A 24,795-nucleotide genomic window follows, 5' to 3' on the forward strand; every position below is an offset into this window, starting at 1 on the left:
GCGAGACATCCACACATGACACGACTCTGCCGCACGTTCCAGACCGCACCGGCCGCCGTCCCGCGAGACGACTCGGCGAAGTACCTCGAATCGGGCCTCACCGCAGAGGGGTTCGAGACCCCGGACTGGCTCGTCCCGGACGTCGAGGACGGGACGGCGCCGGACATGAAAGCCGAAGCCGTCGAGAACGTCGTGGATCGGATCCCCGCCCACGCACCGGACTTCGGCGGCGAGATCTGGCCCCGCGTCGAGTGGGCCCACGACGACGCCGAGTATCGCGACCGCGGCCGGGATCAGATCGAGACGCTCGTCGCCGCCGTGGGCGATCACCTCGACGGCGTCGTCGTGCCGAAGGTCGGTCGCCTGGGGGACGTAGAGCGCGCGGCCGTCGCCGTGGCCGAGGCCGAACGCGAGTACGGCTACGACGACGGCAGCATCGAACTCGCTGTCATCGTCGAGACGGCCGCCGCAGTGTCCGACCTCCCCCACATCGCCCGCCTCGGCGAGACCGATCGGCTGGCGGGACTCGTGTTCGGCCCCGTCGACTACACGGCCGACCTGGGCGGTCGCGCGATGGACGGCGAGCGCCCGCGCTGGAGCGGCCTGCTCGAACGACTGTCCAACGAGGCGTCGGCTGGCGGAGTGGTGTCTATCGGCGGGCCCTTCGACCGACTGTTCGACGAGCGGGCCGGCGTGACCTACTACAACGCGCCGGGCTACGCGGACCAGGTCGAACGCGAGGCGCGCATCGGGCTCGACGGCTCGTGGTCGCTCCACCCCAAGCAGACGGCGCAGGCGAACCGCGTCCACATGCCGACGCCAGCCGAGCTCGAAGCGGCCGTCGAGAAGGTCGCGGGGTTCAACGAGGCCAAGCGCGAGGGGACCGGCGCGGTCGTCCTCGACGGCCAGATGGTCGACGAGGCGACCTACCGGAACTTCGCGAACACCGTCGAGACGGTCCGTGCCATCGACGAGGACCATCCCACGCAGACCGAAGCGACCTACGACGACGTGCTCCTCGACCGCGCCCGCTCGGTAGCGCTCGACTTCGGATGAGACGTCCGCCGTCGCCTCGGTCGGAAAGGAAACACCCTTAATTAGCGGCGAAAAAAGACGAAGTGAGCGCCGGTGGTCTAGTGGTAGGACCTGAGCCTTCCAAGCTCATGGCCCGGGTTCAAATCCCGGCCGGCGCATGCGAGGCGCGAACGGAGTGAGCACATCGAGACGCGGGCGTGGAATGGAGCGACCCGCGAGCGAGTTTCTACGGCGAACGTCGGGTGCAAATTCGCCAGCGAGAGTTGAAGTTCGGAACCCCGGGCGGAGCGAGGATCCCCATCAGTTTCGATCCTCGATAGTCGTCGTTTTCGCAGTCAACCGAATCGATCCGTCGAGGGGGAGGTCGGGGATCGCGGTACCACGGCGGGCAGTAGTGTCTCCAACGTGAGAGGCGAAGCCGTCACGAAGAAAATCAGAAAACTCGATACGAGCGAGGCGAAAAATTGTCTTCCCAGTATCAGTTCCAGGGCGCCGATTCGCGATGGCCCCTCGCATCGGGGGAGTTGCACTCGGTGACTTCGGCCGGGTTCCAGTTACTGTGATTGATACTCAGGACGCCGGTTTACGGTCGGTATCGGCGTCCAGCCGCGAGTAATTCCGTATTACCGTCAGGGAGGGACGACGCCGTCGGGGAGCGAGTGATATGGGTAGGGGTTGTCCCATGGGGCAGCGCGTGGAACAGGTTCACACAAAGGCCGGGCTATCGGGGCCGCCGTGGAAATTGCCTCGGCCTACGATTCGCGGTTTGTCGCTGGGCGGAGGATAACAAAGTGTATCTCGCCCCTCTGGTCATTCGGATGACTTACGATAGATATACAAAAGCGATAGTCGGAGCCGTAGCGCTGACACTCGTCGTGAGCGCACTCGCGATGAGCGGCGCTGCGTCGTTCTCCGCACAGGATGCCGCCGATACAGAGACGCAAACGCAGGAGACATCGTACCTGCGTCTGGCCCACATGTCCCCGGACGCGCCCGCAGTCAACGTGACACTGGATAACGAGACGGTCGCGTCAGACGTCGAGTTCGGGAACGTGACCGAGTACATGAACGTCACCGCGGGCACGTACAACGTGACCATCAGCGCGGCCGGGCAGCCTGACATGGTGGTCTACGAGGGCAACGTGACCGTCGAGCCGCGAATGGTCGCGACGCTCGCCGCCAGTGGTGAGATCACCACTGACTCCGACACGGAGTTCCAGCCGGTTGCCTTCGAGAACGACGCCTGGGAGCCGAGTGACGACATGGCGGCCGTCAGCGTCGTCCACCTCTCCCCCGACGCAGAGGCAGTCGACGTCGTCGTCGTCGAGGGTCCGTCCGGTGACAACGAGACCGACATGGGCGAAGAGACGGAGACGGAAACCGAGACCGAGACTGAAACCGACATGGGCGAAGAGACGGAGACGGAAACCGAGACCGAGACTGAAACCGACATGGGCGAAGAGACGGAGACGGAAACCGAGACCGACGAAGAGATGTCCATGGCGGCGCAGGAAGAGACGGAAACGGAAACGGAGACCGAGACCGAGACTGACGACGGCATGGGTAACGAGACGGAAACGGAGACCGAAACTGAAACCGAAACTGAAACCGAAACGGAAACCGAGACCGACGCGTTCGGCGAAGAGACCGAAACCGAGACCGACGTCGCTGAGGACGGAGAGACCGTTCTCGCGTCCAACGTCACCTTCCAGAACGCTTCGGACTACGTGAACGTCCCGGAAGGCGACTACACGGTCGAGATCCGCTCGAACGAGACGAACGAGACGCTCGCCACTGTCGATCTGAGCGTCGAGGGCGGTAACGCCTACTCCGCGATCGCCGCTGGGTATGTGAACCCCGACGAGGCGCCCGCGGGCGCTTCGTTCGAGGTGTTCGCCGTGCAGGACGCGACCATGACCGTCTCCATCCCGACCATGGACGCGGGCACGGACACCGCGACGGTCGGTGAGGAAACCGAGACGATGACCGAGACGGACGCGATGGACAACGAGACGGAGACCGAGACGGAAACGGACAGCGGCATGGAGACCGACACCGAGACGGAGACCGACGACGGCATCGGTGAAGAGACCGAAACGGAGACGGGGACCGACGACGGCTTCGGCGAGGAGACGGCGACCGAGACCGCGACCGAAGCCGGCGCATAGCGAGCGACTGACTACACGGACCACGGATACGACGCGGACTCGCCTTTTTTCGATCTCGAACGACGCTAGCGAGAGCCGTCTGTCCGGATCGATGTGACGAGATTCAAGGCGACGGCGTCCGAACGGTCGGTCGTGACCGAGGACACACGGGCCGACGATCGGGGCGAGCGGAGCGACGAGCCGTCGCGTCCGGCCGAGGCGTCGGAGAACGGACGCGGCGAGTCCAACCCCCGGTACGACCGAGTCACGCGCCATCCAACGCGGGGGCCGTACAATTCGATCTTTCACTGGACCTCGGCGCGCCACCCGCTCCGCGTGATTATCAACTACGTCGTCGTCCTCGTCTGTCGGGTCTGCCCGAGTATGCGGCTGAAGAACTGGTTACTGCGGCGTATCGGCGTGACGGTCGGCGACGGCGTCGCGTGGGGGCTCGAGTCGACGCCCGACGTGTTCTGGCCGGACCTCATCACGGTCGAAGACCACGCGATCGTCGGCTACGACGCGACGGTCCTCTGCCACGAGTTCCTCCAGGACGAGTACCGGACCGGCGAAGTCGTGATCGGCGAGCGAGCGATGATCGGCGCCGGTGCGGTCGTCCTGCCCGGCGTCGAGATCGGCGCTGGCGCACAGGTGGCTGCCAACTCGCTGGTTACCGAGGACGTCCCCCCAGGCGCGACAGTTGCCGGCGTTCCGGCGACCGTCGAGGACGCGGACTGACGGGCGAGAACGTCGAGGCCCGGGCCGGCGCCGGGTTCGCCGCGTCCGGTCAATTGCGAATGCGGACGATGCCCGACTCGAAGACGTTCCGGTTCGGGACGATGTACTCCTCGCCGTCGCTCTCGATGCGAGTGGTGAACATGTCGACCTCCTGGACGATCCCCTCGTTGTCGTCGATTCGGACGCGGTCACCGATGCTGTAGGGTTCGGTCAGCAGCAGGTAGATGCCGGCCGCGCCGGACCGAAGCATGTCCCAGAACGCGACGAGGGCGAGGACGACCAGCGAGAAGGCATAGACGCCGAGCAGGATCAGGAGCGCGTCGATCTCCACGCCGAGCTGCCCGAGCGCGATCAGGATCGCCACGTAGAACACGCTGTACTTGACGAGTTTGGGGATGACGCTGACCTCCGGGAGCTTGATGCTGCGGAGGCGCTCGCCGACGTACAGCTTCGCCTGGTCGCCGACGACGAGTCCGATGATGAGCGCGAGGGCGGCGATGAACAGACTGGGGAGGTACCCCGTAAAGCGCGTCCAGAACACGTCGGGGTTGCCCAGGCGGGCGACGTTCACCGCGATGATGATGGCGAGGACGTAGACGAAAACAGCCGCGATGTTCGAGATGATCCCGATCGTCGATGTCCCGAACCCCCGAGCAGTGCGTTCGAACGGCGTCCCCTCTACGGTCTCCGCGATGCCGGCGCGTTTGAGCAGCGTCCGCGTCCACCGCCAGACCAGGTAGCTGAAGACGACGCCGAACAGCAGGATGGCGATCGACGCCGCGAACGCCCCCTGCTCGGAGAATATCGCGCGGACGACCTCCGGCCAGTCGATCTGCATCAGTACGCCTCCGGATCGAGCTCCAGGATGAGTTCACCGGCCTTGAACGCCCGGACGAGACCGTCGCTCTCCGAGAGGACGATCGCGATGGCGTTCGTGTCCCGCGTGATCGCCCCGGCCGCCATGTGACGCGCGCCGAGCCCCTTCGGGATGTCGACGCCCTCGGCCGACGGTTCGAGGTACCGGTAGGCCGACACGATCTTCCCCGAGTCGGAGATGACGAACGCGCCGTCGAGCCGTGAGAACTCCTTGAGCATCACGTTCACGATGGGGTCGCCGACGTGGACGTGAGACTTCTCGAAGGGGTTGTAACTCAGCGGCCGGGACTTGTTCATGACCTTCCCGGCGTCGCCGACGACGAACAGCGCGCCGACCGGCTTGCCCTTCTGGCCCTTCTTGCCGAGTTCGACCGCCACTTCGAGCACGTCGCGGATGACCGAGGGCTCGGCCCGCGAGTTGGCGAACAGGTCGTAGACGCCCGACTTCTCGAACTCGTCGGCCCGGACCCGGGTGACCGTGTCGGCGTCCTCGTCGAACACCCCAGCCAGACAGACCAGTTCCGCGTCCTCGTCGACGTGGCCGTTTTCGACCGCCCCTTCGACGCCGAACCGGACCCGGTCGCGCAGGTCCTCGAACTCCAGCGGCAACTCCACGAACGACTCCGCTTCGACGTCGTTCTCCGGGCCCACGACGATCGTCTCCTCGTCCTCGGCCATCGTCTCGTAGTCCGATTTGCCCGGCGAGAAGAGAAACACGGCGTCCGCATCAGCGACTAGTTCATCGAGAAAGTCGTCGAGACCGGTCATTGTCGTATCAACTCAGCCGACAGGAAAAAGCGTTTCGACCCGTCTGACCGCCGTCGCACGCTCGTCATGCGAACGCGCGGAACGCGTCCCGAACCCGCGAACCCGATCCTCGATAACCAATTGTTGTTTGACACGTTTCGCGGGGCTGCGTCCGCCAGCCCGCGACCCCGTGCCGCCGGGTCGGTTGCGGGTATGGCGGGGGCCCGTTCAATCGTCGATCGGGAGCGATCGGTACCGCTCCAGAACCCGTTCGCGAACGTCGGCCATGGACACGCCGGCGGTCGTCGCGAGCGCGAGCGCACCGCCCATCGCGACCCCTTCCTTCGCCTCGCCGGCGACGTACCCGTCGAAGGCGCGGTGGTCCCCCGCGTCGAACGCCGGGTCCGTCGCCGTCACCGACAGGTCGAGCGCCTCGGCGATCGCGTCGAGGTCGACCGACGGGTCCGCGTCGACGTACGCCGTCGTCGCGAGGTCCAGTCGCCGTTCTTCGCCCGCGTGGCGCAATATCGCGGCGACCGTCGCGAGCTGGGTCCCGCCGGCGAGCGTGACGGCGGTCCCCGATTCGAGACAGCCCAGCGCGGTCCCGCCGAGCACCGCCAGCACCGGGTCCCCCATCCGCCGGATCGCTTCCCGCGGGTCTCCGGCCAGGTCACCTTCTTCGAGCCCGCTCGCCGCGAGTCCGTCTGCGACGACCGCTTCCTTCCGTTCGACCGGATTCTCCGGCAGCGACGAGGAGACGCCCGCGCCGTCGCCCAGGGACGACCGCTCGCCCAGCGCCGCCTGCACGCCCAGCGCCGTCGTCGTCCCGCCGGGGATCGATTCGCCGAGATACACCTCGTCGTCGGGTAGCGCTCGCCCGAACTCCCGCGCCGCGGCGAAGGCTCCCGGCGCCGTCGACACCGGATCCGCCTCGCGGATGTCGTCACCGGGCCGCGCCCCGACCGTCACCGTCGGCGCGCCGGTCGGTTCGGCCAGCCCCGCGTCGACCAAGGTCACGTCGAAGCCGACCAGGTCGCGCACCGCCCGCGTCACCAGCGCCGGCGTCGGACAACCGGTCGGACTCACCGGCACCACCGGCGCTCGCACCGGTTCGCCGTAGCTCACGATCTCGGCGTCGGCGCTCGGCGTGTGGACCATCGCCTCCGGGTCGGCGCCCGCCGCGCTCAGCCCGTCGATCTCCGCGGTCCGCGTCGTCCCGACGGCCAGGACTACGCGCACCTGCTGCCTCCCGTCGCTCTCGAACCGCGTTCCATACCCGCGGTTCCGACGGCCGCGTGTTAACTCCGTCGGCACGATCGCCGCGCGAAAAACCGCCCCGAAGCGAGCCGATCCGTCCTGACCCGTCCGGTCTCGACACCGTCCCGTCGCGTCAGATGAAGTCGTCGACGCTCGGGCCGCCAGCGGCGTCGTCGTCCTCGTGTCCGGCTCCGCCGGCCATCAGCGTCAGCGGGTTGCGCGTCTGCAGCCAGACGTGGCCCTCACCGGAGAGCTCCGTCACGAACCCCTCGCCGCCGAGCATCGTCGACTTGATGCTCCCGTCCTTGCGCCGGTCCATCGACAGCCCGTCGGTCCAGGCCACGAGGTGGTCCTCGTCCACGGTCAGCGGTTCCTCGGGCGTCACCTCCTTCTCGTACATCGACCCGTACGAGGAGACGAACGCCATGCCCTGCCCCGAGATGCCGAGCACCGTCAGCTCGCCCGAGGAGAACAGATTCGACCGGTTGTTCATCTCCGTCGACCGCTCGACCAGCGGCTCCCACGCCAGCAGCGACCCGGACTGGGACTTGATCGGCCCTCGTTCCGTGACGTTGATCGCCGTGATGTCACCCGGGTGGTCCGGCACGAGCGTCACCTCGGCGTCGTCGGCCACCGCGTAGTACTTGTTTTCGACCAGCCCCCGCTCGTCGCTGATCGCCCGCTTGGCTATCCCCATCACGCCGTCGTCGCCGCCGATGCTCGTCTCGTTCTCGATGCCCGCCGACTGGGTCATCATCGCACCCGGCTTCGTCTCGATCTCCTCACCCTCCGCCAGCGCCACTTCCAGCACCGCGTAACTCGGCCGCTTGTCGATCGTGTAGCGCATCTCACCCGGAGTGTCTCTCATCCGTTACTTATATCTTGCTAATGTTTACTTGCCAGCGCCGCCGCTCGGGCCTGCTGTCGCGTGTTCACGAGCAGTGCGCGGGACCGGATTTGAACCGGACCCAGACGTGCTCGCTCCCTTCCGGTCGCTGCGCGCACTGCGACTTCCAGGGTTCAAATCGGTCCTGCTCTTCGCTCACTTCGTTCGCTCATGCGCGGGACCGGATTTGAACCGGCGGATCCCTACGGAACAGCGTCCTAAGCGCTGCGCCTTTTCCTGGCTTGGCTACCCGCGCTCGGTTTCCGCTATCCCCGTCGCGCTCATGAAGGTGTCGCTCACGAGTCGCCGACCTCCGCCCCGCGTACCTCGAAGCGGGCACCGCCCTCCTCGCTCTCCGTCACCTCGACGGTCCAGTCGTGCGCCCGCGCAATCCGCCGCACGCTCACCAGCCCGTACCCCGTCCCGTCCGCGGCGGTAGAGTAGTCCGACTGGAACACCGCGTTCCGGTCTTCGACGGGGATCCCCAGTCCGTCGTCCTCGACGTAGAGGCAACCGTCTCGGTCGACGCCGACGCTGACTTCCACCCCCTCGTCAGCGCTCCCGGGACCGTGTTCCGCGGCATTGACGAAGAGGTTCTCCAGCAACTGCGTCAGTCGCTTCGGGTCGGCCGCGATCGTTCGGTCCTCGACCACGACCAGCGTCGACTCCCCCGTCGGGACGTGTTCCCAGGCCGAGCGAGCGACCGTCGCCAGCGAGACGCGCTCGGTGTCGCTGGCTGGCCTCGCCTCTCTCGCCCTCGCGGTCAGATCGCTCAGCAGTTCGCCAGTCCGGTCGAGCGCCGCGAGCGCGTCGTCGAGGTGCCCGTCGTCGCCGGTCCGACGGGCCATCTCGATGCGGTGTCTGACCGCGCCCAGCGGGTTTCGCAGGTCGTGCCCGACGACGTCCGCGAACTCGTCGACTCGATCGGTCTGCGACCGCCGTTGCGGGTCGCCTCTCGGCCGCCCGCGTCCGATCGCTCGCTCGACCGCGTCGTCGAGCGCCCCGTCGGCGGTCGACGGCACGTACTCGGTGGCGCCCGCCGCGACGGTGCGATGGGCCAGGTCCTCGTCGCCCTCGCGTGCGAGAACGACCACGGGGACCGCCGGATCGACCTCACGGACCGTCCGTACCACCTCGACGGCGTCCGCGCAACTGTCCGCGTCGCACACCAGACAGTCCGGCCGCTCGCTCGTGACGTCGCCCGCGAGTTCGTCCACGCGGATTCGCTCGACGGCGAACCCACTCCGCTCCAGTTGCGCTTCGGCCCCGGAAGACGCCCCTGTTCGCCCCTCCGAGGCTCCGCCGACCCACGCGACGGTCCCTCCTTCGTTCATTGAGAGACGGTGCGTCGCCCGCTCGGTTAAAATATCGTGCCGGTGTCCGCGGTGTCGTTCGCCAGTCGGTCGTTCCACGGACCCCCGTGCGGTTCAATCGGCGCCGACGTTCTCGGTGCTCTCGATACAGGGCGGGTCGGGCTCGATGTTCGCGTACTCGACGACGCGTCGGCCCAGCGTCCGAACCCGGTCCCGGTCGCCCTCCTCTCGCAGCGAATCGCCGTCGAATTTGGTCCGCGCTCGCGGCAGGGCGACCTGGTGGGGAACGACCCAGGCGTTGAGCGAGCGACAGACCGACCGAAGGTGGTCGAGCGACGTGACCGGGAACGACCCGCCCGCCACGCAGAGGAGTCCGATCGTCGTGTTCTCGAACTCGTCGAACCCGCAGTAATCGAGGGCGGTCTTGACCACCGAGGAGTACGACCCGTGGTAGACTGGGGTCCCGAGGACGATCGAATCGGCCCGTTCGATCCGGTCGCGGAGTTCAGCCGCGTCCCCGGCGTCCTCCGCGTCGGGGTCGAACACCGGCAGGTCGAACGTCCGGAGGTCGACGAGGTCGACGCTCGCGCCGGCGTCCTCGGCGGCGTCGAGCGCGATCCGCAGTGCTTTGCGTGTGTAACTCTCCTCCCGCAGGCTGCCACAGACGGCGACGACGTGCGGCTGATCCGACATACGTGGCCGTCCGGGGCGAACGCCTAAAATTTCGCCGGTTCCACCGCTTCTCGCGGCGTCTCCGTCCCGGGACTGTAGGCGCCCTATATTCCGATCACGGTATCGATGACGCCGACGGTTTCCAGAGTCATCCAGCACAGAAACAGCACGTACAGGCCGAGGAAGCCGTACGCCTCGGGGTCGGTGAGTTCGAGCCGGGTGCGCGTGAAGACGATGAACACGAGCGTCGCGAACGCGAGGAACCCCATCGTCGGGATCGCCACGAGGAAGTCGATCGTCACCTCGCCGCCGAGGAGGACGCCGACGGGGATGGCGACCAGGAGGTTGAACGTGTTGCTCCCCAGGACGTTCGTGAGGCTGGTGACGTCGTCGTCGTTTTTCGCCGCGTTGACGCTCACGAACGCGTCGGGGAGGCTCGTCCCGGCGGCGATGACGGTCAGTCCCCACAGGAAGCTCGGCGTGCCGAACGCCGCCCCGAACGAGAGCGCGGCGCGGACGAGCCCCTCGACCCCGATGGCGATCACGACCAGGACGACCGCGAGCCGCCCCCACTCTCGGAGCGGACTCACGTCGGGTGCGGCCGGCGCGACGTGCTCGCTCGCGTCCTGCTGGTGGAGGAAGACGTAGACGACGTACGTGGCGAGCGGGAGGACGACGAGTGGCCGCGTCAGGACGGCAGCTCGGTTCGTCCCGCCCGGAACGTACGTCGCGCCGAGGGCGAACACGATGAACAGGACGAGCACGCTGATGACGTAGAACTGGGCGTCCTTGTGGATGAGGTCGCGGGTGGCCTCCAGATCCTCGCTCGCGAGCGCCGAGAACGCGGGGATGACCAGGAGGTTGAAGATGGCGCTCCCGACGATGGCACCGACGCCGAGAGAGAACTCGCCGTGGACGACCGTGCTGATGGCGATCGAGCTGATCTCGGGGAAGCTCGACCCGACGGCGACGACGATGGCCCCGTGGACCGCGACCGGCAACCCGTAGTATCTGCTGAGCCGCTCGGCGGCTCGCTCGAAGCGCACGCTTCCAACCCAGATGACGCCGGTCGCGACGACGGCCAGCGCGAGCGAGACGAGGAGCCCGGGCACGGCTGAAATTGCGGTCTCGCGCTGAAAGGAGTGTCCCCTTCGAACGCGCCCTTCCAGCGGCCTGCGCCAGTCCTGGGGCCCGATACACGACCGCGGAGTCGGTGGCCGCCGGCTCGGTCCGGGGCGACCCACGGACAAGGAACTTATCCAGCCGGAGACCTGTTTCATGTACATGAGCAGATGGGCTGACGCCTCGGGGGAAGCCATCTGGGGGGAGGCTGACGACTCCAAGGCCCGCGAACGCTATCAGGCGCTGGTGGACGCGCTCGACGACGGCATCTACTTTCTCGACGACGAGGGACGCGTTGTCGCCGTCAACGACGTCTTCGTCGAACTGACGGGGTACGCGCGGGAGGACCTACTCGGCGAACCCGTCGCTGCGCTCTTCGATGCCGACGCCGACGCTATCGAGCGGGAAGTCGACCGGCTCTCGACGGAGTCGACCGAACGAGGCGCGCTCGTCGAACTCGCCCTCCGAACCGCCGGGGGAGGACCGGTCTCCTGTGATGTGCGAATGAGCGCGGTCCGATCCGACGGAGTCCTGGACGGGATCGTCGGCGTCGTCCGCGAGACCGCCTCCGACCGAGAGGAGCGCGAGCGCCGACTCGAACAGACGGAACGGCGCTTCGAGGCCATGTTCGAGGACCCGAACGTCCTCGTCGGACTGCTCGAACCGGACGGGACGGTACTGGACATCAACGAGACGGCGATGGAGTACGTCGACGCCGACCTCGCGGACGTCCGCGGGGACCTGTTCTGGGAGACGCCCTGGTGGGGTGAGAGCGACGTCCAGTCCGACGTCAGGGAGTGGACCGAACGCGCGGCCGCCGGCGAATACGTCGAATTCCGGGCGGACCTCTCCCGCCCCGACGGCGAGCGCTACGTCCTCGAAGGCTACTTCCGGCCCGTCACGAACGACGCCGGCGAGGTCGTGTCGATCATCGTCTCCGACCGGGACGTCACCGAGCGAGTCGAGCACGAGCGGCGACTCGCGGAGTCCGAGCAGCGCTATCGCGCTCTCGCCGAACACTTCCCCAACGGGCTCGTGGCGCTGTTCGACCGCGATCTGGAGTACACGCTCGCCGCCGGACAGGGGTTCGACCGCATCCCCGTCCGGCCGGCCGACCTCGAGGGGAAACGCTTCAGCGAGGTCTGGGACGAGGCCACCGCCGACGCGCTCGAACCGCTGTTCGAGGGCGCGCTCGACGGCGAGGAGCGGTCGGTCGAACTCGAATACGCGGGCCGCGACTGGATCGTCCACGGCGTCCCCATCACCGACGAACGGGGGGACGTCTTCGCCGGCATGACGATGGCCCAGGACATCACCGAGCAGGTCGAGCGCGAGGCCGAACTCGAACGGGCGCTCGACCTGCTCGAGCGGACCGAGCGCATCGCCGACGTCGGCGGCTGGGAGATCGACCCGAACACCGAGGAGGTGTTCTGGACCGAACACCTCTTCGACCTCCTGAAAGTGGACGACGACGAAGAGCCGCCGCTCGACGAGGCGCTCGACGTCTACCACGAGGACGATCGGTCGGTCGTCGAGAGCGGTGTCCAGGAGGCGCTCGACTCCGGGGACCCGTTCGACGTGGGGGTCCGATTCGAGACGCCCGGGGGCGAGGTGCGCTGGCTCCGCGTACAGGGCGTCCCGGAGACGGTTCGCGGCGAGGTCGTCTCGCTCCGCGGCGCGGCTCAGGACGTCACCGAGCGCAAGCAGCGGGAACAGCGCCTCGAAGAGCTGATCGAGCGGCTGGGGGAGTCCAACGAGCGCCTCGAACAGTTCGCCTACGCGGCCTCCCACGACCTGCAGGAACCGCTGCGGATGGTGTCGAGCTATCTCCAGTTGATCGAACAGCGATACGCCGCGGACCTCGACGCCGACGGCCAGGAGTTCATCGAGTTCGCGGTCGACGGCGCCGACCGGATGCGGGACATGATCGAGGGGCTGCTCCAGTACTCGCGGGTCGACACGCGCGGCGACCAGTTCGAACCGGTCGGCCTGGAGGCGGTCTTCGCGGACGTCCGCGAGGACCTGCAGGTCCGGATCGACGAGACCGACGCGGAGATCACCGTCGACGGGCTTCCCCGCGTCGAGGGCGACGGCGGGCAGTTGCGACAGGTGTTCCAGAACCTGCTCGACAACGCGATCGAGTACAGCGGCACCGAACCGCCGCGGGTCCACGTGTCCGCCGAGCGGGCGGGCGACCGGTGGGAGATATCGGTCAGCGACGAGGGCATCGGCATCGATTCCGAGGACGCCGACCGGGTGTTCGAGGTGTTCCAGAGCCTCCACAGCCGGGACGACCACTCGGGAACCGGCATCGGGCTCGCCCTCTGCGAGCGCATCGTCGAGCGCCACGGCGGCGACATCTGGGTCGCGTCGGAGCCCGGTGACGGATCGACGTTTACATTCACGCTGCCGCCCGTAGGGACTGACAGTGCCCCCCCGTGACACCTCCGGCGTCCCCGCAGACATCCTGCTCGTCGAGGACAACCCGGGCGACGTCCGGCTCACCCAGGAGGCGTTCAAAGAGGGCCAGATCTGCAACACCCTCCACGTCGTGACCGACGGGGTCGAAGCGCTCGACTTCCTCCACCGGCGCGACGCCCACGCGGACGCGCCGCGTCCCGACATCGTCCTCCTCGACCTCAACCTCCCGCGGAAGAACGGCGACGAAGTGCTCGACGAGATCCGCGCCGACTCCACGCTCGAACGCTTGCCCGTCGTCATCTTGACGAGTTCGTCGGCCGAGGAGGACGTCGTCCAGTCGTACGAACTCCAGGCGAACGCGTACCTGACGAAACCGGTCGACCCGACCGAGTTCATCGAGACGGTCCGGTCGATCCAGGAGTTCTGGCTGTCGGTCGTTCGACTCCCGCCCTGCGACGGAGACTGACCGACGCCACACGCGGCCCGGCTTCCGTCTGACTGCCGCCCGAACGCTGGCGCCCGGGGTTGCTACCGGAGCCGAACGACGATCTCGCCGCCTGATTCGCTCGTCCGGACGAGCCCGTCGTCCGCGAGGTCCGAGAGCAGTCCGCGGAGCCACTCCCGTCCGTACTCGCCCTCGGGGGCGTAGTCGACGCGGACGCGCGGGCCGAGTTCGTCGAGCGGCAACTCGTCGTGCTCGCCCAGCGCGCGGACGATCCGACCGCGGAACTGTCGTCGGCTCCCCTCGAACGCCGGCTGCGTCGGCACGTCCGGCGCGGTGAAATCGCCCGTCTCGTAGGCGTGACACCACTCGCGCCACGGACAGGACTGCCCGTCGCACTCGGGCGTCTTCTCGCAGGCCACCCCGCCGAGTTCCATGATCGCGTTGTTCCAGACGCGGGACTCTCCGGCGGGCAGCAGGTCGGCCGCGACCCGCTCGAAGGTCGCGTCGTCGTCCGGGACGTCGAACGCGCGGTAGAGGACGCGCTTGACGTTCGTGTCGACCACCGCGTCGCCGTTGTTGAAGGCGAAACTCGCGACGGCGTTCGCGGTGTAGGGGCCGACGCCCATCAACTCGGAGAGTTCGTCGGGCTCGCGGGGGAACTCGCCACCGTACTCCGATTCGACCTGACCGGCGGCCTCGTGGAGGTACTTGGCGCGGTTGTTGTACCCGAGGCTGTGGTCGCTCCAGAACCCGACCACGTCGGCGCGGTCGGCGGCCGCGAGATCCGCCGTCGTCGGCCACCGCTCCAGGAAGGCCTCCCAGGCGGCGACGACGCGGCTCAACTGCGTCTGCTGGCTCATCACCTCTGAAACGAGGATTTCGTAGGGATCGTCGGTCCGCCGCCACGGGAACTCGCGGTGGTCGTCCTCGTACCACTCGACCAGCGCACTCCTGACCGCCTCGACGTCGTCGGGCAGGTAGTCGTCGTCCGTCTCGTCACCCGATCGCTCGCCGTCCGATGGCTCCGTCCCCGCTCGTTCGTCGCCCTCGCTCATCGCTCACCGCTATCGCCCGAACTCGCTTGTGTGTGGCGATCAGTGACGCTCGCGGTGCCGCCAGCCGACGGGCCGACTCGCGCCTCAGAGGAGGGCCGCGAAGGCGGGCATCGCCGCCGCGGCGCCGCTCCAGATCCCCTGGAGGGCGCCGGCGACGGCCTCGACGACCGTCTCCCAGATCGAGAACCCGGTGAAGACGGTCAGGAAGGTGTCGAAGCCGAAGAAGAAAAACAGCGCCGCGCCGGCGAGGTGGGCCTTCACGGCGTCGAAACGGCCGGAGAAGGTGCTGAAGAAGTAGGCGTTGGCGAGGCTCACCGGGATAATGACGAGCATCTCACCGACCCAGATGCCGGGGTGAGCGCCGTACTGGACCGCGAGGCTGATCGTGACGAGCTGGGTCTTGTCGCCGAACTCGCCGGCGGCCATCAGCGCGAAGATGGGCAGGAAGTCCCCGAAGCGGTTGGGCACCTCGTACCCACCGATCGACACGTTCAGGTCGCCTCCGGTGCTCCCGACCCCGGCGAACCCGCCGTCCGTCTCGGCGGCGGCGACCTCGTCGCGGGTCGGCGTGACCTGTCCCCCCTCCGGGATCGACCGGAGGAGCAACACGCCGAACAGGACGAAGAGCCCGCCCGCGATAACGTCGAGGTAGACGGGCGGCAGTGCGCCCTGCAGCGCCTGTCCGAACCAGATCTCCAGTGCCGTCCACCCGGCGAAGGCCAGCCCGGCCGCACTGACGACTGTCAGCGGGTCGAATCGCGTCGACAGCCCCGCGATGATGAACTGCACCTTCTCGCCGGGCAGCACGGCGAGCTGCGCGACCATCGCCGCGACCATCACGGTGAGAAAGCCGTTCACGAGCGACTCACCCGCGCCGCTACGCGGACCGGCTCACCGCGACAGCGCGACTCGGCGCCGCGGGCCGGCCTGCCGTCCCAGACGGCGCGGTCGCTGGCGGGCGCACGACCGTACATGGTCGTGATTTAGATCTGTCTAAATCATAAGTCTGACGGAGCCAATCCCGCCGGAAGGGACGACAGCGGGCCGATCGGGTCCGGCCTGTGGCGCGTCCCCTTGTCGCAATTCCGGACTTACTCCGGGGCGCGGCCGTCGAGGTCACCGCGGTCGAGCGGCGCTGCGCTCGACCAGTAGCGGTCGAAGGCGTCCTCGGCCCACTCGACGACAGCCGGGTCGTCGGTGTCGATGGACGCCCGCAGGACGCCGCTGTCGTCGCGCACGAGCAGGTGGACCCTGTCGTCGACGAGCGTCCCGGCCAGGGGGACGCCGTCGTCGCGGACGCGGACCGAGGCGGTCTCCGCCCCGAGCAGCGTCTCCAGGCGCCGCCTGAGCGTCGACTCGCTCGCTAGCGCGTCGATGGCGCTCCGCGAGAAGACGCCGCGGAACGTCAGGTCGCCGGCCTCCGCGCGCTCGGCCGTCAGTGCGAGCGTCTGTTCGTTGAACGCGTGGGAGAACGCCCGGATCGTCTCCGCCTCCCGCTCCAGGTCGATCAGCCGCTGGAGCGGCGCGTTCGGACGCGTCTCCGTCGGAACGGTGATCGTGGCGTCGGCGAGGCGGGCGAGGTCGAACCCCATCGCGTCCGTCGGGAGGTCGGCGACGATGTCGCGCAGCTGTCGCTCGGTTTCGAGCACGTCGAGGAGGTCCGAGAACGCGCTCGCGACGAGCCGCCCCGTCGCCGTCGCCTCGTAACTCCCGTCGGTTCGTCGGACCCACGACCGTTCCTCGAAGTCGCCGAGGATCCGCCCGAGGGTCGCCTGCGACGCCCCGGTCTCCGCGGCGAGGTCGGACCGACTCCGCGGTCCCGCCGCCAGCGACTGCAACACCTCGACCCGGTTGGCCGAGAGTGCGAGGAACTCCACGTCTTCGAGCGCCGCGTCCATACCCGACCTGACGGCCGTCGGGCTAAACCGTTTTCGGGGTCGGAACGGACTCACGCCCCTCCGACTCCACGGCCTGGCGAACTCGCGTGCATCCGACGCGACGGCCGGGCGGTCCCGTCGACCGGTACTCGGGCCAGGTCACGACTTTCACGCCGCACCGTGCTTTCACGGGGTGAAAGCGACACACGGGGCGCGCCCGTTTCCCGCCGCTTAAAAATTTCTAAACGGGCCTATAAGGGACCAGATCGTACGATATGACAAGATGGCCGCTCTCCACATTCGCGCTCTATCGGGATACTCGTCGAGGCAGTCGCGCTCGTTCGGGCAGTCGCGCTCGTTCGGGCAGTCGTCGTCCAGGCAGTCGATCAGCCTCGCGGGCACGAACCAGCGCCCGCCGTCGCTGGAGGTGTCTCCGTGATCAGCCCCAGGAGCCTACTCGCGTTCCTGGCGACGAGCCTCCTCTTCGGCGGGACGTTCGTCGCGGCGAAAGCGGGTCTCGAATACTTCCCGCCGCTGCTGTTCGTCGCGCTCCGGTTCGACGTTGCGGCGGTCGCCCTGATCGCGTTCGCGGTCGTCACGCGGTCGCGCGAGGACCTGATCCCCCGGACCCGCGGCGACGTCGGTGGCATCGTCGCGACCGGTCTGTTCGTCATCGGGCTGACGAACGCGCTCCTGTTCGTCGGCCAGCAGTACGTCACCAGCGGCGTCGCCTCGATCATCGCGAGCCTGAACCCGATCCTCACCCCCGTCTTCGCGGCGGTCCTGCTCGCCGACGAGCACCTCTCGACCCGCGGCGCGGTCGGGATGGCGCTGGGCCTGCTCGGCGTGGGCCTCGTCGCCAACCCCGACCCGGCGGCGCTCCTGTCGGGCGGCCTCTTCGGCGAGGCGGTGATGCTCGCGAGCGCGGTCTGCGGCGCGCTCGGGACGGTCCTCATCCGTCGCTCGGACGCCGACATCTCCAGCACCGTCCGGACCGCCTGGGGCCTCCCGCTCGCGGCGGTCGTCACCCACGCGCTGAGCCTGGGCGCCGGCGAGTCTGTCGCCGCCGTCACGTGGACTACCGAGGCCCTGATCGCGCTCGGGTACGTCGCGCTGTTCGCCGGCGTGCTCGCCTACATCGCCTACTTCGGCCTCATCGACGACGTGGGGGCTATCCGCGCCAACCTCGTCTTCTACGTCGTCCCGGTCGTGGCGACGCTCGGCGGGTGGGCGCTGCTGGACGAGACCATCTCGGCCCTCGCCGTCGGCGGGTTCGTCGTCATCTTCGCCGGGTTCGCGATCATCGGCGGCGAGTCGCTCGACGACCCGTGGTTCAGGGGTACGCTCCCCGGCCGTATCGCGGCGTCCGACGGCATCTTCGCGCTCGACGACTCCTACCCGCTCGACGACGAGCGGTCCGAGAGGTCCGCAGAAGACGCCGCCAGTTCGCGGTTCGGGTCGGACTCCCCGGGCTGCCCCGCCGACGACTGACCGGACGCCGCTCACTCGCCGTCGAACTCGGGTTCGCGGCTCGCCACGAACGCGCGGACGCCCTCCTCGTGGTCGTCGGTCGACGCGGAGACGATCTGCGCTGCCGCCTCGTTCTCGATCGCCTCGTCGAGCGAACTCGTGGGCCCCTGTTCGACGAGTCGCTTGGACTGTCTCAGCGCGACGGTCGGTCCGGAGGCGATGCGGTCGACCGTCCCCGAGACGCGCGCGTCGAACTCGTCGTCGGTGTAGACCTGGTTGAACAGTCCCACCTCGTCGGCCCGTTCGGCGTCGATGAGTTCGCCGGTGAACAGCAGTTCCTTCGCGACGTTCTCGCCGACCATCCGGGGAAGCAGATGTGAGGCGCCGGAGTCGACGTTCAGGCCGACCTGCCGGAAGCCGAAGCTGATCGACGCGGACTCGCTCGCCAGGAGGACGTCACAGGCGATGGCGAGCGCGCCGCCCGCGCCGTAGGCCGGCCCGTGGATCTTCGCGACCGTGGGCAGGTCGCAGGTCGCGACCGCCCGCACTGCGCCGGCGGTCTCGTCGACGATCCGCTGGACCCGTTCGTGAGCGGGCGCGTCGCTGTCGAGCCCCTCCACCATTGCGTCGATGTCGCCGCCCGCGCAGAACGTCGAGCCGTTGCCCGCCAGGACCACGCAGCGGGCGTCGTCGGGCACCTCGTCCATCGCGGCGATCAGGTCCGTCGCGACGCCGCTGGTCAGCGCATTGCGCATCTCCGGGTGGTCGAGCGTCACCGTCGCGACGCCGTCGGTCACGTCGAGTGTGACGTGTTCCATGTCCACAGGGACGCCCGGCCGCCGCTTAAGCGTGGGCCTCAGCGGCGCTCGTTGAACTCGGTTCCCGTTTCGCGCCCCGGGGGATCCGAACCATCACGAGGCGTGGGGTCACGGACACGTGAGGGTCGGCGGGACGCCACCCCACCTGTTTGGCAGTAGTTTGAGGGGCCTTTCCCGAGGACTTCCGGTGTGCAACTCCACTGGCATCGACGGGACCTCCGCGTCGCAGACAACGCGGGGCTCGCCGCGGCGACCGCAGACGGCCCCGTCGTCCCCGTCTTCGTCTTCGACCAAGACGTACTCGCCCACGCGGGGCCACCGCGCGTCGCGTTCATGCTCGACGCGCTCGACTCGCTCCGTGAGCGCTACCGCGAGCGCGGGAGCGACCTCGTGGTCCGTCACGGCGACCCGCGCGACGTCCTCCCGGCGATCGCGGCCGAGTTCGACGCCGACGGCGTGACGTGGGGCAAGGAGGTCTCCGGGCTCGGACGCGAGCGCGACGCGGCCGTCCGGCAGGCGCTGGACGACGCCGACGTGGCCCGCCACAGCGTGCAGGACGCCCTGCTCCACGAACCCGGCTCGATCCGCACGAACCAGGGCGAGGTGTACTCCGTGTTCACCTACTTCTGGAAGAAGTGGCGCGACCGCGAGAAAGACGACCCAGCCGAAGCACCCGCCGAGAACGACCTCGCCGATATCGCCGACGACGACCCGATCCCCTCCCTCACCGATCTGGGTTTCGACGAGCCCGAGGCGGACGTGCCGCCGGCCGGGACCGAGACGGCCCGCGACCTCCTCCGTGCGTTCTGCGAGGACGACATCTACGACTACGACGACCGTCGGGACTACCCCGCCGACGAGTGTACCTCGCGACTCTCCGCGCACCTCAAGTTCGGGACCATTGGCATCCGAGAGGTGTACGAGGCCGTCGACGACGCCAAACGCGCCGTCGCGGGGACCGACTACGACGCTGCCGAGGAGTTCGAGTCACAACTCGCCTGGCGAGAGTTCTACAGTCACGTCCTCTGGAACGAACCGAGCGTCGTCACGGAGAACTACAGAGAGTACGAGCGCCCCATCCAGTGGAACCAGGACTCGGACGGACTCCAGGCGTGGAAGGACGGCGAGACGGGCTATCCCATCGTCGACGCTGGGATGCGCCAACTGCGACGGGAGTCGTTCGTGCACAACCGCGTGCGGATGATCGTCGCCTCGTTCCTGACCAAGGACCTCCTGGTCGACTGGCGCGAGGGCTACGACTGGTTCCGCGAGAAACTCGTCGACCACGACACCGCAAACGACAACGGCGGCTGGCAGTGGGCCGCTTCGACCGGGACGGATGCCCAGCCCTACTTCCGCATCTTCAACCCGATGACCCAGGGCGAACGCTACGACCCGGACGCCGAGTACATTCGCGAGTACGTCCCCGAACTCCGGGACGTGCCGGCCGACGCGATCCACCAGTGGCACGAACTCGACGCCGGCCGGCGCGAGCTGCTCGCACCCGACTACCCCGGCCCCATCGTCGACCACAGCCACCGCCGGGAGCAGGCTATCGAGATGTTCGAGCACGCTCGCGGCGACTGAGGCGCCGTCCGGTTGTGGGCCTCCCCGACGTCGGAGTACCGCAGACCGACCCGGACAGTAATCTACCCGGTCCTCGTACGTCCGCGCGATGGAACTGGAAGCCGATTCCGTCGTCCCGTACCTCCGGGAAGCCGGCGTCGTCCCGGCGGACGCGACGGCGACCGCGGAACCGCTGGGCGGCGGCGTCTCGAACGCCGTTCTCCGCGTCGAGTGGGACGGCGACGCCGTCGTGGTCAAACAGCCGTTTCCGGACCTCGCCGTCGAGGCCGACTGGCCCGCCGACGTCGAGCGCGTCCACAACGAGGCGGCCGCGGCCCGCGTCTACGCGACGGTCGCGGAGACGAGCGCGGTGTCGGGTGTCCGCGTCCCCGAAGTGCGCTACGAAGACGACGACAACCACGTGATCGTCGTCACTGCCGCGCCGGAGCGCGCGCGGATGTGGAAGGCAGACCTGCTCGCGGGCCGCGTCGATACAGCCATCGCAGCGACGCTCGGCTCCGTCCTCGCCGCCGTACACGGGACTGCGAGCGGTGACCCGGCTATCGAGCGCGAGTTCGAGCGGTACGCGCCGTTCGAACAGCTCAGACTCGACCCCTACCACCGGACCGTCGCCGAGCGGTATCCCGAGTACGCGCCCGCGATCGACCGGGAGATCGAACGGCTGCGCAACACCCGGACGACGCTCGTCCACGGCGATTTCAGCCCGAAGAACGTGCTCGTCGACGACGCCGGCGAGGAGCAGACCCTGTGGCTGCTCGACTTCGAAGTCGCACACTGGGGAGACCCGCTGTTCGACGTCGCGTTCATGCTCTCGCACCTGTTCATCAAATCCGTCTATCGAGCGGAGGACGGCGAACCGTACGTCCGCGCGGCCACGTCGTTCCTCGACGCCTATCGCGAGGAGCGGGGCCTCTCGACGGATCGTGAACGTCATCTCGTGACCGAACTGGGAGTCCTGTTACTGGCTCGCGTCGACGGGAAGTCACCGGTCGAGTACGTCGAACGCGAGGCGACGAAAGCCCACATCAGAACACTTGCCGGACGGATACTCTCCGGCGAGACGGAGACCGTCGAGGCGTTCGTTTCGGCCCGACGCGCGGAACTAGACGAGCCATGAGTGTACCTACAACCGATCCAGTCGAGGGGGACCGAGACCGATGACCGAGATCACCGACGTGACCGCCTGGGAGGTGCTCGATTCGCGCGGAAACCCCACGGTCAGAGCGGCGGTCGAGGCCGCCGACGCGACAGGCACGTTCACTGTCCCGGCCGGTGCGAGCACGGGCCGCTTCGAGGCCGTCGAAATCCGAGACGGCGGGGAGCGATACGGTGGCATGGGCGTGCAGTCGGCCGTCGAGCGCGTGAACACCGAACTGGCGGAACTCGTGACCGGCCGAGACGTGACCGACCAGGCTGCCGTCGACGCCGCGATGACGGCCTACGACGGCACGGAGACGCTCGAATCTGTCGGCGCGAACGCTATCCTCGCCGTGTCGGGCGCAGTGACACGTGCGGCGAGCGACCTCGCCGGACGACCGCTCCACGACCACCTGGCAGCGACCGAGGGCGTCGAGCAGTCGATGCCGCTCCCGATGGTCAACGTGATCAGCGGCGGCCTCCACGCGGAGGGCGGTATCGAGATCCAGGACTTCCTCGTGGTCCCGACGGGTGCGGACAGCTACACGGACGCCCTCGAGATCGCGTGGGACGTTCGTCGCGCGGTCCGCGATTCGATCGTCGCCGACGGCCACAGACCGCTCGTCGCCGACGAAGGCGGGTTCGCACCGCCGCTCTCACACGTCGACGACGCCTTCGACCTGCTCGTCGAGGCTATCGAAACCGCCGGGTACGTGCCGGGAGACGACGCCGCACTCGCCGTCGACGTCGCTGCCACACACTTCTACGATGCGGACGAGGAGACCTACGGGATCGAGAGCATCGACCGCACGCTCGACCGTGAGGGGATGATCTCGCTCGTCGCGGAGTGGGTCGAGTCCTACCCGCTCGTCTCGGTCGAGGACCCGCTCGCGGAGGACGACTGGGAGGGGTGGGTCAGTCTGACAGACCGACTACCCGACGAGGTGCAACTGCTCGGCGACGACCTGCTCGTGACGAACGCGGACCGGCTCGCGCGAGCCGTCGAGCGCGACGCGGCCTCGGCGGTGCTGGTCAAACCGAACCAGGCGGGCACGATGACTCGCGCGACCTCCGTCGTCGCAGACGCGAAGCGGGCCGGCGTCGCCCCGGTCGTGTCGGCGCGCTCGGGGGAGACCTGCGACGCGACGATCGCCGACTTGGCCGTCGGTCTCGACGCCGGGCAGATCAAGATCGGCTCGCTCGCCCGCTCCGAACGCCTCGCGAAGTACAACCGGCTGCTCGAGATCGACCGCCGAACGGATCTCGAACTCGCGGACCCGTTCGCGGAGTGATCCGGGAGAACCGATAGAGCGCTCCCCGTCAGGTCTCCCGGAACGTGAACACCGGTTTGGTCGTCTCCGAGTCGAGAAAGGCCGCGAACGCCGCGTCCGGGTCGTCCGTCGAGAACGACGTGTCGACGATCGTGTCGGGGTCGACCGTCCCCGCCTCCAGTAGCGAGAGCGCCTGTTCGAAGTTCCGCCACACCGAACCGTACGACGTCTGGATCTCGACCTCGTTCCGCACGACGTCTGCCATCTGCAGGTCGCTCGATTCACCGGGGAGTCCGACGACGACGATCTGACCGCCCTTCCTGACCTGTTCGACGGCGGTTTCGACGCCGCTCCTGTGGCCGGTCGTGTCGAACACCAGGTCGAACCCGACGCCGTCGGTGAACTCGGCGACCGCGGGATCGAGATCGCGTTCCGACAGGTCGACGGTTTCGATCCCCAGCCGTTCGACGAGCGGGAGCCGGTAGTCGGCGTCGGCGCCCAGTCCGGAGACCAGCACTGACGCGCCCAGCGCGTCCGCGACGGCGGCGACGAGTACGCCGATCGGTCCCGGCCCCTCGACGAGCGCGGTGTCGCCCGGCGTGAGCCGCGACTGGGTGTAGACCGCCCGTGCGGCCACGCTCAGGGGTTCGGTGATCGCCGCGTCGCGGAGCGAGACGCCGTCGGGGACGACGTGGAGGTTCTCCGGCTCCGCGACGGTGTACTCCGCGTACGAGCCGTCGCGGTGCATCCCCTTGACCGAGAAGTTCTGACAGACGTTCTCCTGACCGTTCCGACACTGGTAACAGCGGCCACATCGCCGAGTCGGGTCCTCGACGACGCGGTCGCCTGGGGAGAATTCGGTGACCGCCGACCCCACCGACTCGACCGTCCCGGCGTACTCGTGGCCCATGACGCGCGGGAGTTGCACCCACTCGTAGCCGCCGTGGTAGAGATAGGCGTGGGCGTCGCTGCCGCAGACGCCCGTCGAATGGACGGCGACGAGCACCTCGTCGTCGGCGACGTCGGGTTGGTCCTGTTCGGTCACGTCGACGGATTCCGCTCCAGTTTGGACGATGGCTTTCATTTGTCGTGAAGTGCCCGGACCGTCCGGGTCCCCTCGACCGTACCGTCGAGACGAGCGACATAAAGTATCCCGGCGACGCCCCGAGTCCGGCGGGTCGCGGTGAGCAGGTCGGCCGGGCCCCAGATCTGAGCGAACAGGCCGCGAGCGGGCGCGTTTGATCGCCCCTTCCTCAAACTTTAACAGGTATCCAGCCGACCGTCAGCATGGAGGAGATATCTATGCCAGAACATTCCGAACCCGAGCTTCCGCCGCTCCCGTACGACTACGACGCCCTCGAACCGCACATCAGCGAGCAGGTACTCACGTGGCATCACGACACCCACCATCAGGGGTACGTCAACGGCCTCGAATCCGCCGAGGAGACGCTCGCCGACGCGCGCGAGTCGGGCGACCACTCGTCGACCGCCGGCGCGCTGGGCAACGTCACCCACAACGGCTGTGGGCACTATCTGCACACGCTGTTCTGGGAGAACATGGCGCCGAACGGCGGCGGCGAGCCCGACGGCGAGCTGGCCGACCGCATCGAGGAGGACTTCGGCTCCTACGAGGGTTGGAAGGGCGAGTTCGAGGCCGCCGCCTCCGCCGCTGGTGGCTGGGCCCTGCTGGTCTACGACCCGGTCGCCAAGCAGCTGCGCAACGTGGCCGTCGACAAGCACGACCAGGGCGCGCTCTGGGGTTCCCACCCGGTGCTGGCGCTGGACGTCTGGGAACACTCCTACTACTACGATTACGGCCCGGACCGCGGCAGCTTCATCGACGCCTTCTTCGAAGTCGTCGACTGGGACGAGGTCGCCGACCAGTACCAGACCGCCGTCGGCCACTTCGAGTAACGACGAG

General features: G+C 68.2%; 22 protein-coding genes and 2 tRNA genes. 11 read left to right on the top strand and 13 right to left on the bottom strand.

Translation table 11 applies throughout. From position 1 onward, the window contains the following. The first annotated feature begins 15 nt into the window (after positions 1-15). The 4 genes from citE (at position 16) to ACMGFE_RS05045 (ending at position 3,920) form a co-directional block, all read left to right on the top strand. The gene (gene citE / locus ACMGFE_RS05030; protein ID WP_436923985.1) at positions 16-1,056 is read left to right on the top strand and encodes an L-malyl-CoA/beta-methylmalyl-CoA lyase; all 1,041 of its coding nucleotides are present in this window, start codon (positions 16-18) and stop codon (positions 1,054-1,056) included. A 66-nt stretch (positions 1,057-1,122) separates the two neighbouring features. Further along, positions 1,123-1,193 (top strand) — tRNA-Gly (locus ACMGFE_RS05035). Positions 1,194-1,910: 717 nt separating this feature from the next. Continuing rightward, complete coding sequence (locus tag ACMGFE_RS05040) at positions 1,911-3,203, top strand: DUF4397 domain-containing protein (protein ID WP_436923986.1); 1,293 nt, start codon at positions 1,911-1,913, stop codon at positions 3,201-3,203. 132 nt (positions 3,204-3,335) lie between these two features. Beyond that, positions 3,336-3,920: an acyltransferase gene (locus ACMGFE_RS05045; RefSeq protein WP_436923987.1), complete on the top strand. Its 585-nt coding sequence runs from the start codon at positions 3,336-3,338 to the stop codon at positions 3,918-3,920. Positions 3,921-3,969: 49 nt separating this feature from the next. Here the strand turns inward: ACMGFE_RS05045 and ACMGFE_RS05050 are convergent, their stop codons facing one another. The 8 genes from ACMGFE_RS05050 to ACMGFE_RS05085 form a co-directional block, all read right to left on the bottom strand. Further along, positions 3,970-4,758 carry a mechanosensitive ion channel domain-containing protein gene (locus ACMGFE_RS05050; protein WP_436923988.1) on the bottom strand — a complete coding sequence of 263 codons (789 nt, stop codon included), beginning with the start codon at positions 4,756-4,758 and terminating at the stop codon, positions 3,970-3,972. Then, positions 4,758-5,564, bottom strand: coding sequence for a diadenylate cyclase DacZ (gene dacZ, locus ACMGFE_RS05055; protein ID WP_436923989.1), 807 nt, complete (start codon positions 5,562-5,564; stop codon positions 4,758-4,760). Before dacZ ends, ACMGFE_RS05050 begins: the two co-directional genes overlap by 1 nt. A gap of 207 nt (positions 5,565-5,771) precedes the next feature. Continuing rightward, the gene (locus ACMGFE_RS05060) at positions 5,772-6,782 is read right to left on the bottom strand and encodes a nicotinate-nucleotide--dimethylbenzimidazole phosphoribosyltransferase (RefSeq protein WP_436923990.1); all 1,011 of its coding nucleotides are present in this window, start codon (positions 6,780-6,782) and stop codon (positions 5,772-5,774) included. 151 nt (positions 6,783-6,933) lie between these two features. Continuing rightward, positions 6,934-7,647 (bottom strand): TIGR00266 family protein, encoded by a 714-nt coding sequence (locus ACMGFE_RS05065; RefSeq protein WP_436923991.1) that lies wholly within the window; start codon positions 7,645-7,647, stop codon positions 6,934-6,936. A gap of 211 nt (positions 7,648-7,858) precedes the next feature. Further along, positions 7,859-7,942: transfer RNA gene (locus ACMGFE_RS05070), tRNA-Leu, on the bottom strand. Between the two features lie 40 nt (positions 7,943-7,982). Further along, complete coding sequence (locus ACMGFE_RS05075; RefSeq protein WP_436923992.1) at positions 7,983-9,020, bottom strand: sensor histidine kinase; 1,038 nt, start codon at positions 9,018-9,020, stop codon at positions 7,983-7,985. Between the two features lie 93 nt (positions 9,021-9,113). Continuing rightward, positions 9,114-9,692 carry an NADPH-dependent FMN reductase gene (locus tag ACMGFE_RS05080; RefSeq protein ID WP_436923993.1) on the bottom strand — a complete coding sequence of 193 codons (579 nt, stop codon included), beginning with the start codon at positions 9,690-9,692 and terminating at the stop codon, positions 9,114-9,116. Between the two features lie 83 nt (positions 9,693-9,775). Continuing rightward, the gene (locus tag ACMGFE_RS05085) at positions 9,776-10,783 is read right to left on the bottom strand and encodes a sodium:calcium antiporter (protein WP_436923994.1); all 1,008 of its coding nucleotides are present in this window, start codon (positions 10,781-10,783) and stop codon (positions 9,776-9,778) included. A 172-nt stretch (positions 10,784-10,955) separates the two neighbouring features. Between ACMGFE_RS05085 and ACMGFE_RS05090 the strand changes: the two genes are divergently transcribed. Together ACMGFE_RS05090 and ACMGFE_RS05095 are read left to right on the top strand one after the other, a co-directional pair. After that, the gene (locus tag ACMGFE_RS05090) at positions 10,956-13,235 is read left to right on the top strand and encodes a PAS domain S-box protein (RefSeq protein WP_436923995.1); all 2,280 of its coding nucleotides are present in this window, start codon (positions 10,956-10,958) and stop codon (positions 13,233-13,235) included. Further along, complete coding sequence (locus tag ACMGFE_RS05095) at positions 13,222-13,680, top strand: response regulator (protein WP_436923996.1); 459 nt, start codon at positions 13,222-13,224, stop codon at positions 13,678-13,680. The genes ACMGFE_RS05090 and ACMGFE_RS05095 overlap by 14 nt, the downstream gene beginning before the upstream one ends. Positions 13,681-13,742: 62 nt before the next feature. Here the strand turns inward: ACMGFE_RS05095 and ACMGFE_RS05100 are convergent, their stop codons facing one another. From ACMGFE_RS05100 to ACMGFE_RS05110, 3 genes are all read right to left on the bottom strand, one after another. Further along, positions 13,743-14,714 (bottom strand): HhH-GPD family protein, encoded by a 972-nt coding sequence (locus ACMGFE_RS05100; RefSeq protein ID WP_436923997.1) that lies wholly within the window; start codon positions 14,712-14,714, stop codon positions 13,743-13,745. An 84-nt stretch (positions 14,715-14,798) separates the two neighbouring features. Continuing rightward, a complete protein-coding gene (locus tag ACMGFE_RS05105) occupies positions 14,799-15,572 on the bottom strand; it encodes a TMEM165/GDT1 family protein (protein ID WP_436923998.1) in 774 nt (257 codons plus the stop codon). A gap of 233 nt (positions 15,573-15,805) precedes the next feature. Further along, the gene (locus ACMGFE_RS05110) at positions 15,806-16,612 is read right to left on the bottom strand and encodes a helix-turn-helix transcriptional regulator (RefSeq protein ID WP_436923999.1); all 807 of its coding nucleotides are present in this window, start codon (positions 16,610-16,612) and stop codon (positions 15,806-15,808) included. A gap of 414 nt (positions 16,613-17,026) precedes the next feature. On the opposite strand from ACMGFE_RS05110, the gene ACMGFE_RS05115 reads away from it, so the two are divergent. Continuing rightward, on the top strand, positions 17,027-18,082 hold the full coding sequence (locus ACMGFE_RS05115; RefSeq protein WP_436924000.1) for a DMT family transporter: 1,056 nt from the start codon (positions 17,027-17,029) through the stop codon (positions 18,080-18,082). A gap of 11 nt (positions 18,083-18,093) precedes the next feature. Here ACMGFE_RS05115 and ACMGFE_RS05120 read toward each other — a convergent pair whose 3' ends face one another. Then, positions 18,094-18,879, bottom strand: a complete 786-nt coding sequence (locus ACMGFE_RS05120) for an enoyl-CoA hydratase/isomerase family protein (RefSeq protein ID WP_436924001.1) — start codon at positions 18,877-18,879, stop codon at positions 18,094-18,096. Positions 18,880-19,068: 189 nt separating this feature from the next. On the opposite strand from ACMGFE_RS05120, the gene ACMGFE_RS05125 reads away from it, so the two are divergent. From ACMGFE_RS05125 to eno, 3 genes are all read left to right on the top strand, one after another. Next, on the top strand, positions 19,069-20,466 hold the full coding sequence (locus tag ACMGFE_RS05125) for a cryptochrome/photolyase family protein (protein ID WP_436924002.1): 1,398 nt from the start codon (positions 19,069-19,071) through the stop codon (positions 20,464-20,466). Between the two features lie 88 nt (positions 20,467-20,554). After that, a complete protein-coding gene (locus ACMGFE_RS05130) occupies positions 20,555-21,583 on the top strand; it encodes a phosphotransferase family protein (RefSeq protein ID WP_436924003.1) in 1,029 nt (342 codons plus the stop codon). Positions 21,584-21,623: 40 nt separating this feature from the next. Then, a complete protein-coding gene (gene eno, locus ACMGFE_RS05135) occupies positions 21,624-22,895 on the top strand; it encodes a phosphopyruvate hydratase (RefSeq protein ID WP_436924004.1) in 1,272 nt (423 codons plus the stop codon). A 28-nt stretch (positions 22,896-22,923) separates the two neighbouring features. On the opposite strand, the gene ACMGFE_RS05140 is transcribed toward eno, so the two are convergent. After that, a complete protein-coding gene (locus ACMGFE_RS05140; protein WP_436924005.1) occupies positions 22,924-23,958 on the bottom strand; it encodes a zinc-dependent alcohol dehydrogenase in 1,035 nt (344 codons plus the stop codon). A 218-nt stretch (positions 23,959-24,176) separates the two neighbouring features. Between ACMGFE_RS05140 and sod the strand changes: the two genes are divergently transcribed. After that, positions 24,177-24,788: a superoxide dismutase [Mn] gene (gene sod / locus ACMGFE_RS05145; RefSeq protein WP_436924006.1), complete on the top strand. Its 612-nt coding sequence runs from the start codon at positions 24,177-24,179 to the stop codon at positions 24,786-24,788. Positions 24,789-24,795: the final 7 nt, after the last annotated feature.

It is taken from the genome of Halosimplex amylolyticum, from assembly GCF_051414035.1.
In the GTDB taxonomy this organism is placed as follows: domain Archaea; phylum Halobacteriota; class Halobacteria; order Halobacteriales; family Haloarculaceae; genus Halosimplex; species Halosimplex amylolyticum.

Bases quoted from the DNA above. Each gene is read 5' to 3' on its own strand.
- citE (WP_436923985.1), top strand. From the start codon at position 16: ATGACACGACTCTGCCGCACGTTCCAGACCGCACCGGCCGCCGTCCCG.
- ACMGFE_RS05050 (WP_436923988.1), bottom strand. From the start codon at position 4,758: ATGCAGATCGACTGGCCGGAGGTCGTCCGCGCGATATTCTCCGAGCAG.
- dacZ (WP_436923989.1), bottom strand. From the start codon at position 5,564: ATGACCGGTCTCGACGACTTTCTCGATGAACTAGTCGCTGATGCGGAC.
- ACMGFE_RS05065 (WP_436923991.1), bottom strand. From the start codon at position 7,647: ATGCGCTACACGATCGACAAGCGGCCGAGTTACGCGGTGCTGGAAGTG.
- ACMGFE_RS05075 (WP_436923992.1), bottom strand. From the start codon at position 9,020: ATGAACGAAGGAGGGACCGTCGCGTGGGTCGGCGGAGCCTCGGAGGGG.
- ACMGFE_RS05080 (WP_436923993.1), bottom strand. From the start codon at position 9,692: ATGTCGGATCAGCCGCACGTCGTCGCCGTCTGTGGCAGCCTGCGGGAG.
- ACMGFE_RS05090 (WP_436923995.1), top strand. From the start codon at position 10,956: ATGAGCAGATGGGCTGACGCCTCGGGGGAAGCCATCTGGGGGGAGGCT.
- ACMGFE_RS05100 (WP_436923997.1), bottom strand. From the start codon at position 14,714: ATGAGCGAGGGCGACGAACGAGCGGGGACGGAGCCATCGGACGGCGAG.
- ACMGFE_RS05110 (WP_436923999.1), bottom strand. From the start codon at position 16,612: ATGGACGCGGCGCTCGAAGACGTGGAGTTCCTCGCACTCTCGGCCAAC.
- ACMGFE_RS05120 (WP_436924001.1), bottom strand. From the start codon at position 18,879: ATGGAACACGTCACACTCGACGTGACCGACGGCGTCGCGACGGTGACG.
- ACMGFE_RS05130 (WP_436924003.1), top strand. From the start codon at position 20,555: ATGGAACTGGAAGCCGATTCCGTCGTCCCGTACCTCCGGGAAGCCGGC.
- eno (WP_436924004.1), top strand. From the start codon at position 21,624: ATGACCGAGATCACCGACGTGACCGCCTGGGAGGTGCTCGATTCGCGC.
- ACMGFE_RS05140 (WP_436924005.1), bottom strand. From the start codon at position 23,958: ATGAAAGCCATCGTCCAAACTGGAGCGGAATCCGTCGACGTGACCGAA.
- sod (WP_436924006.1), top strand. From the start codon at position 24,177: ATGCCAGAACATTCCGAACCCGAGCTTCCGCCGCTCCCGTACGACTAC.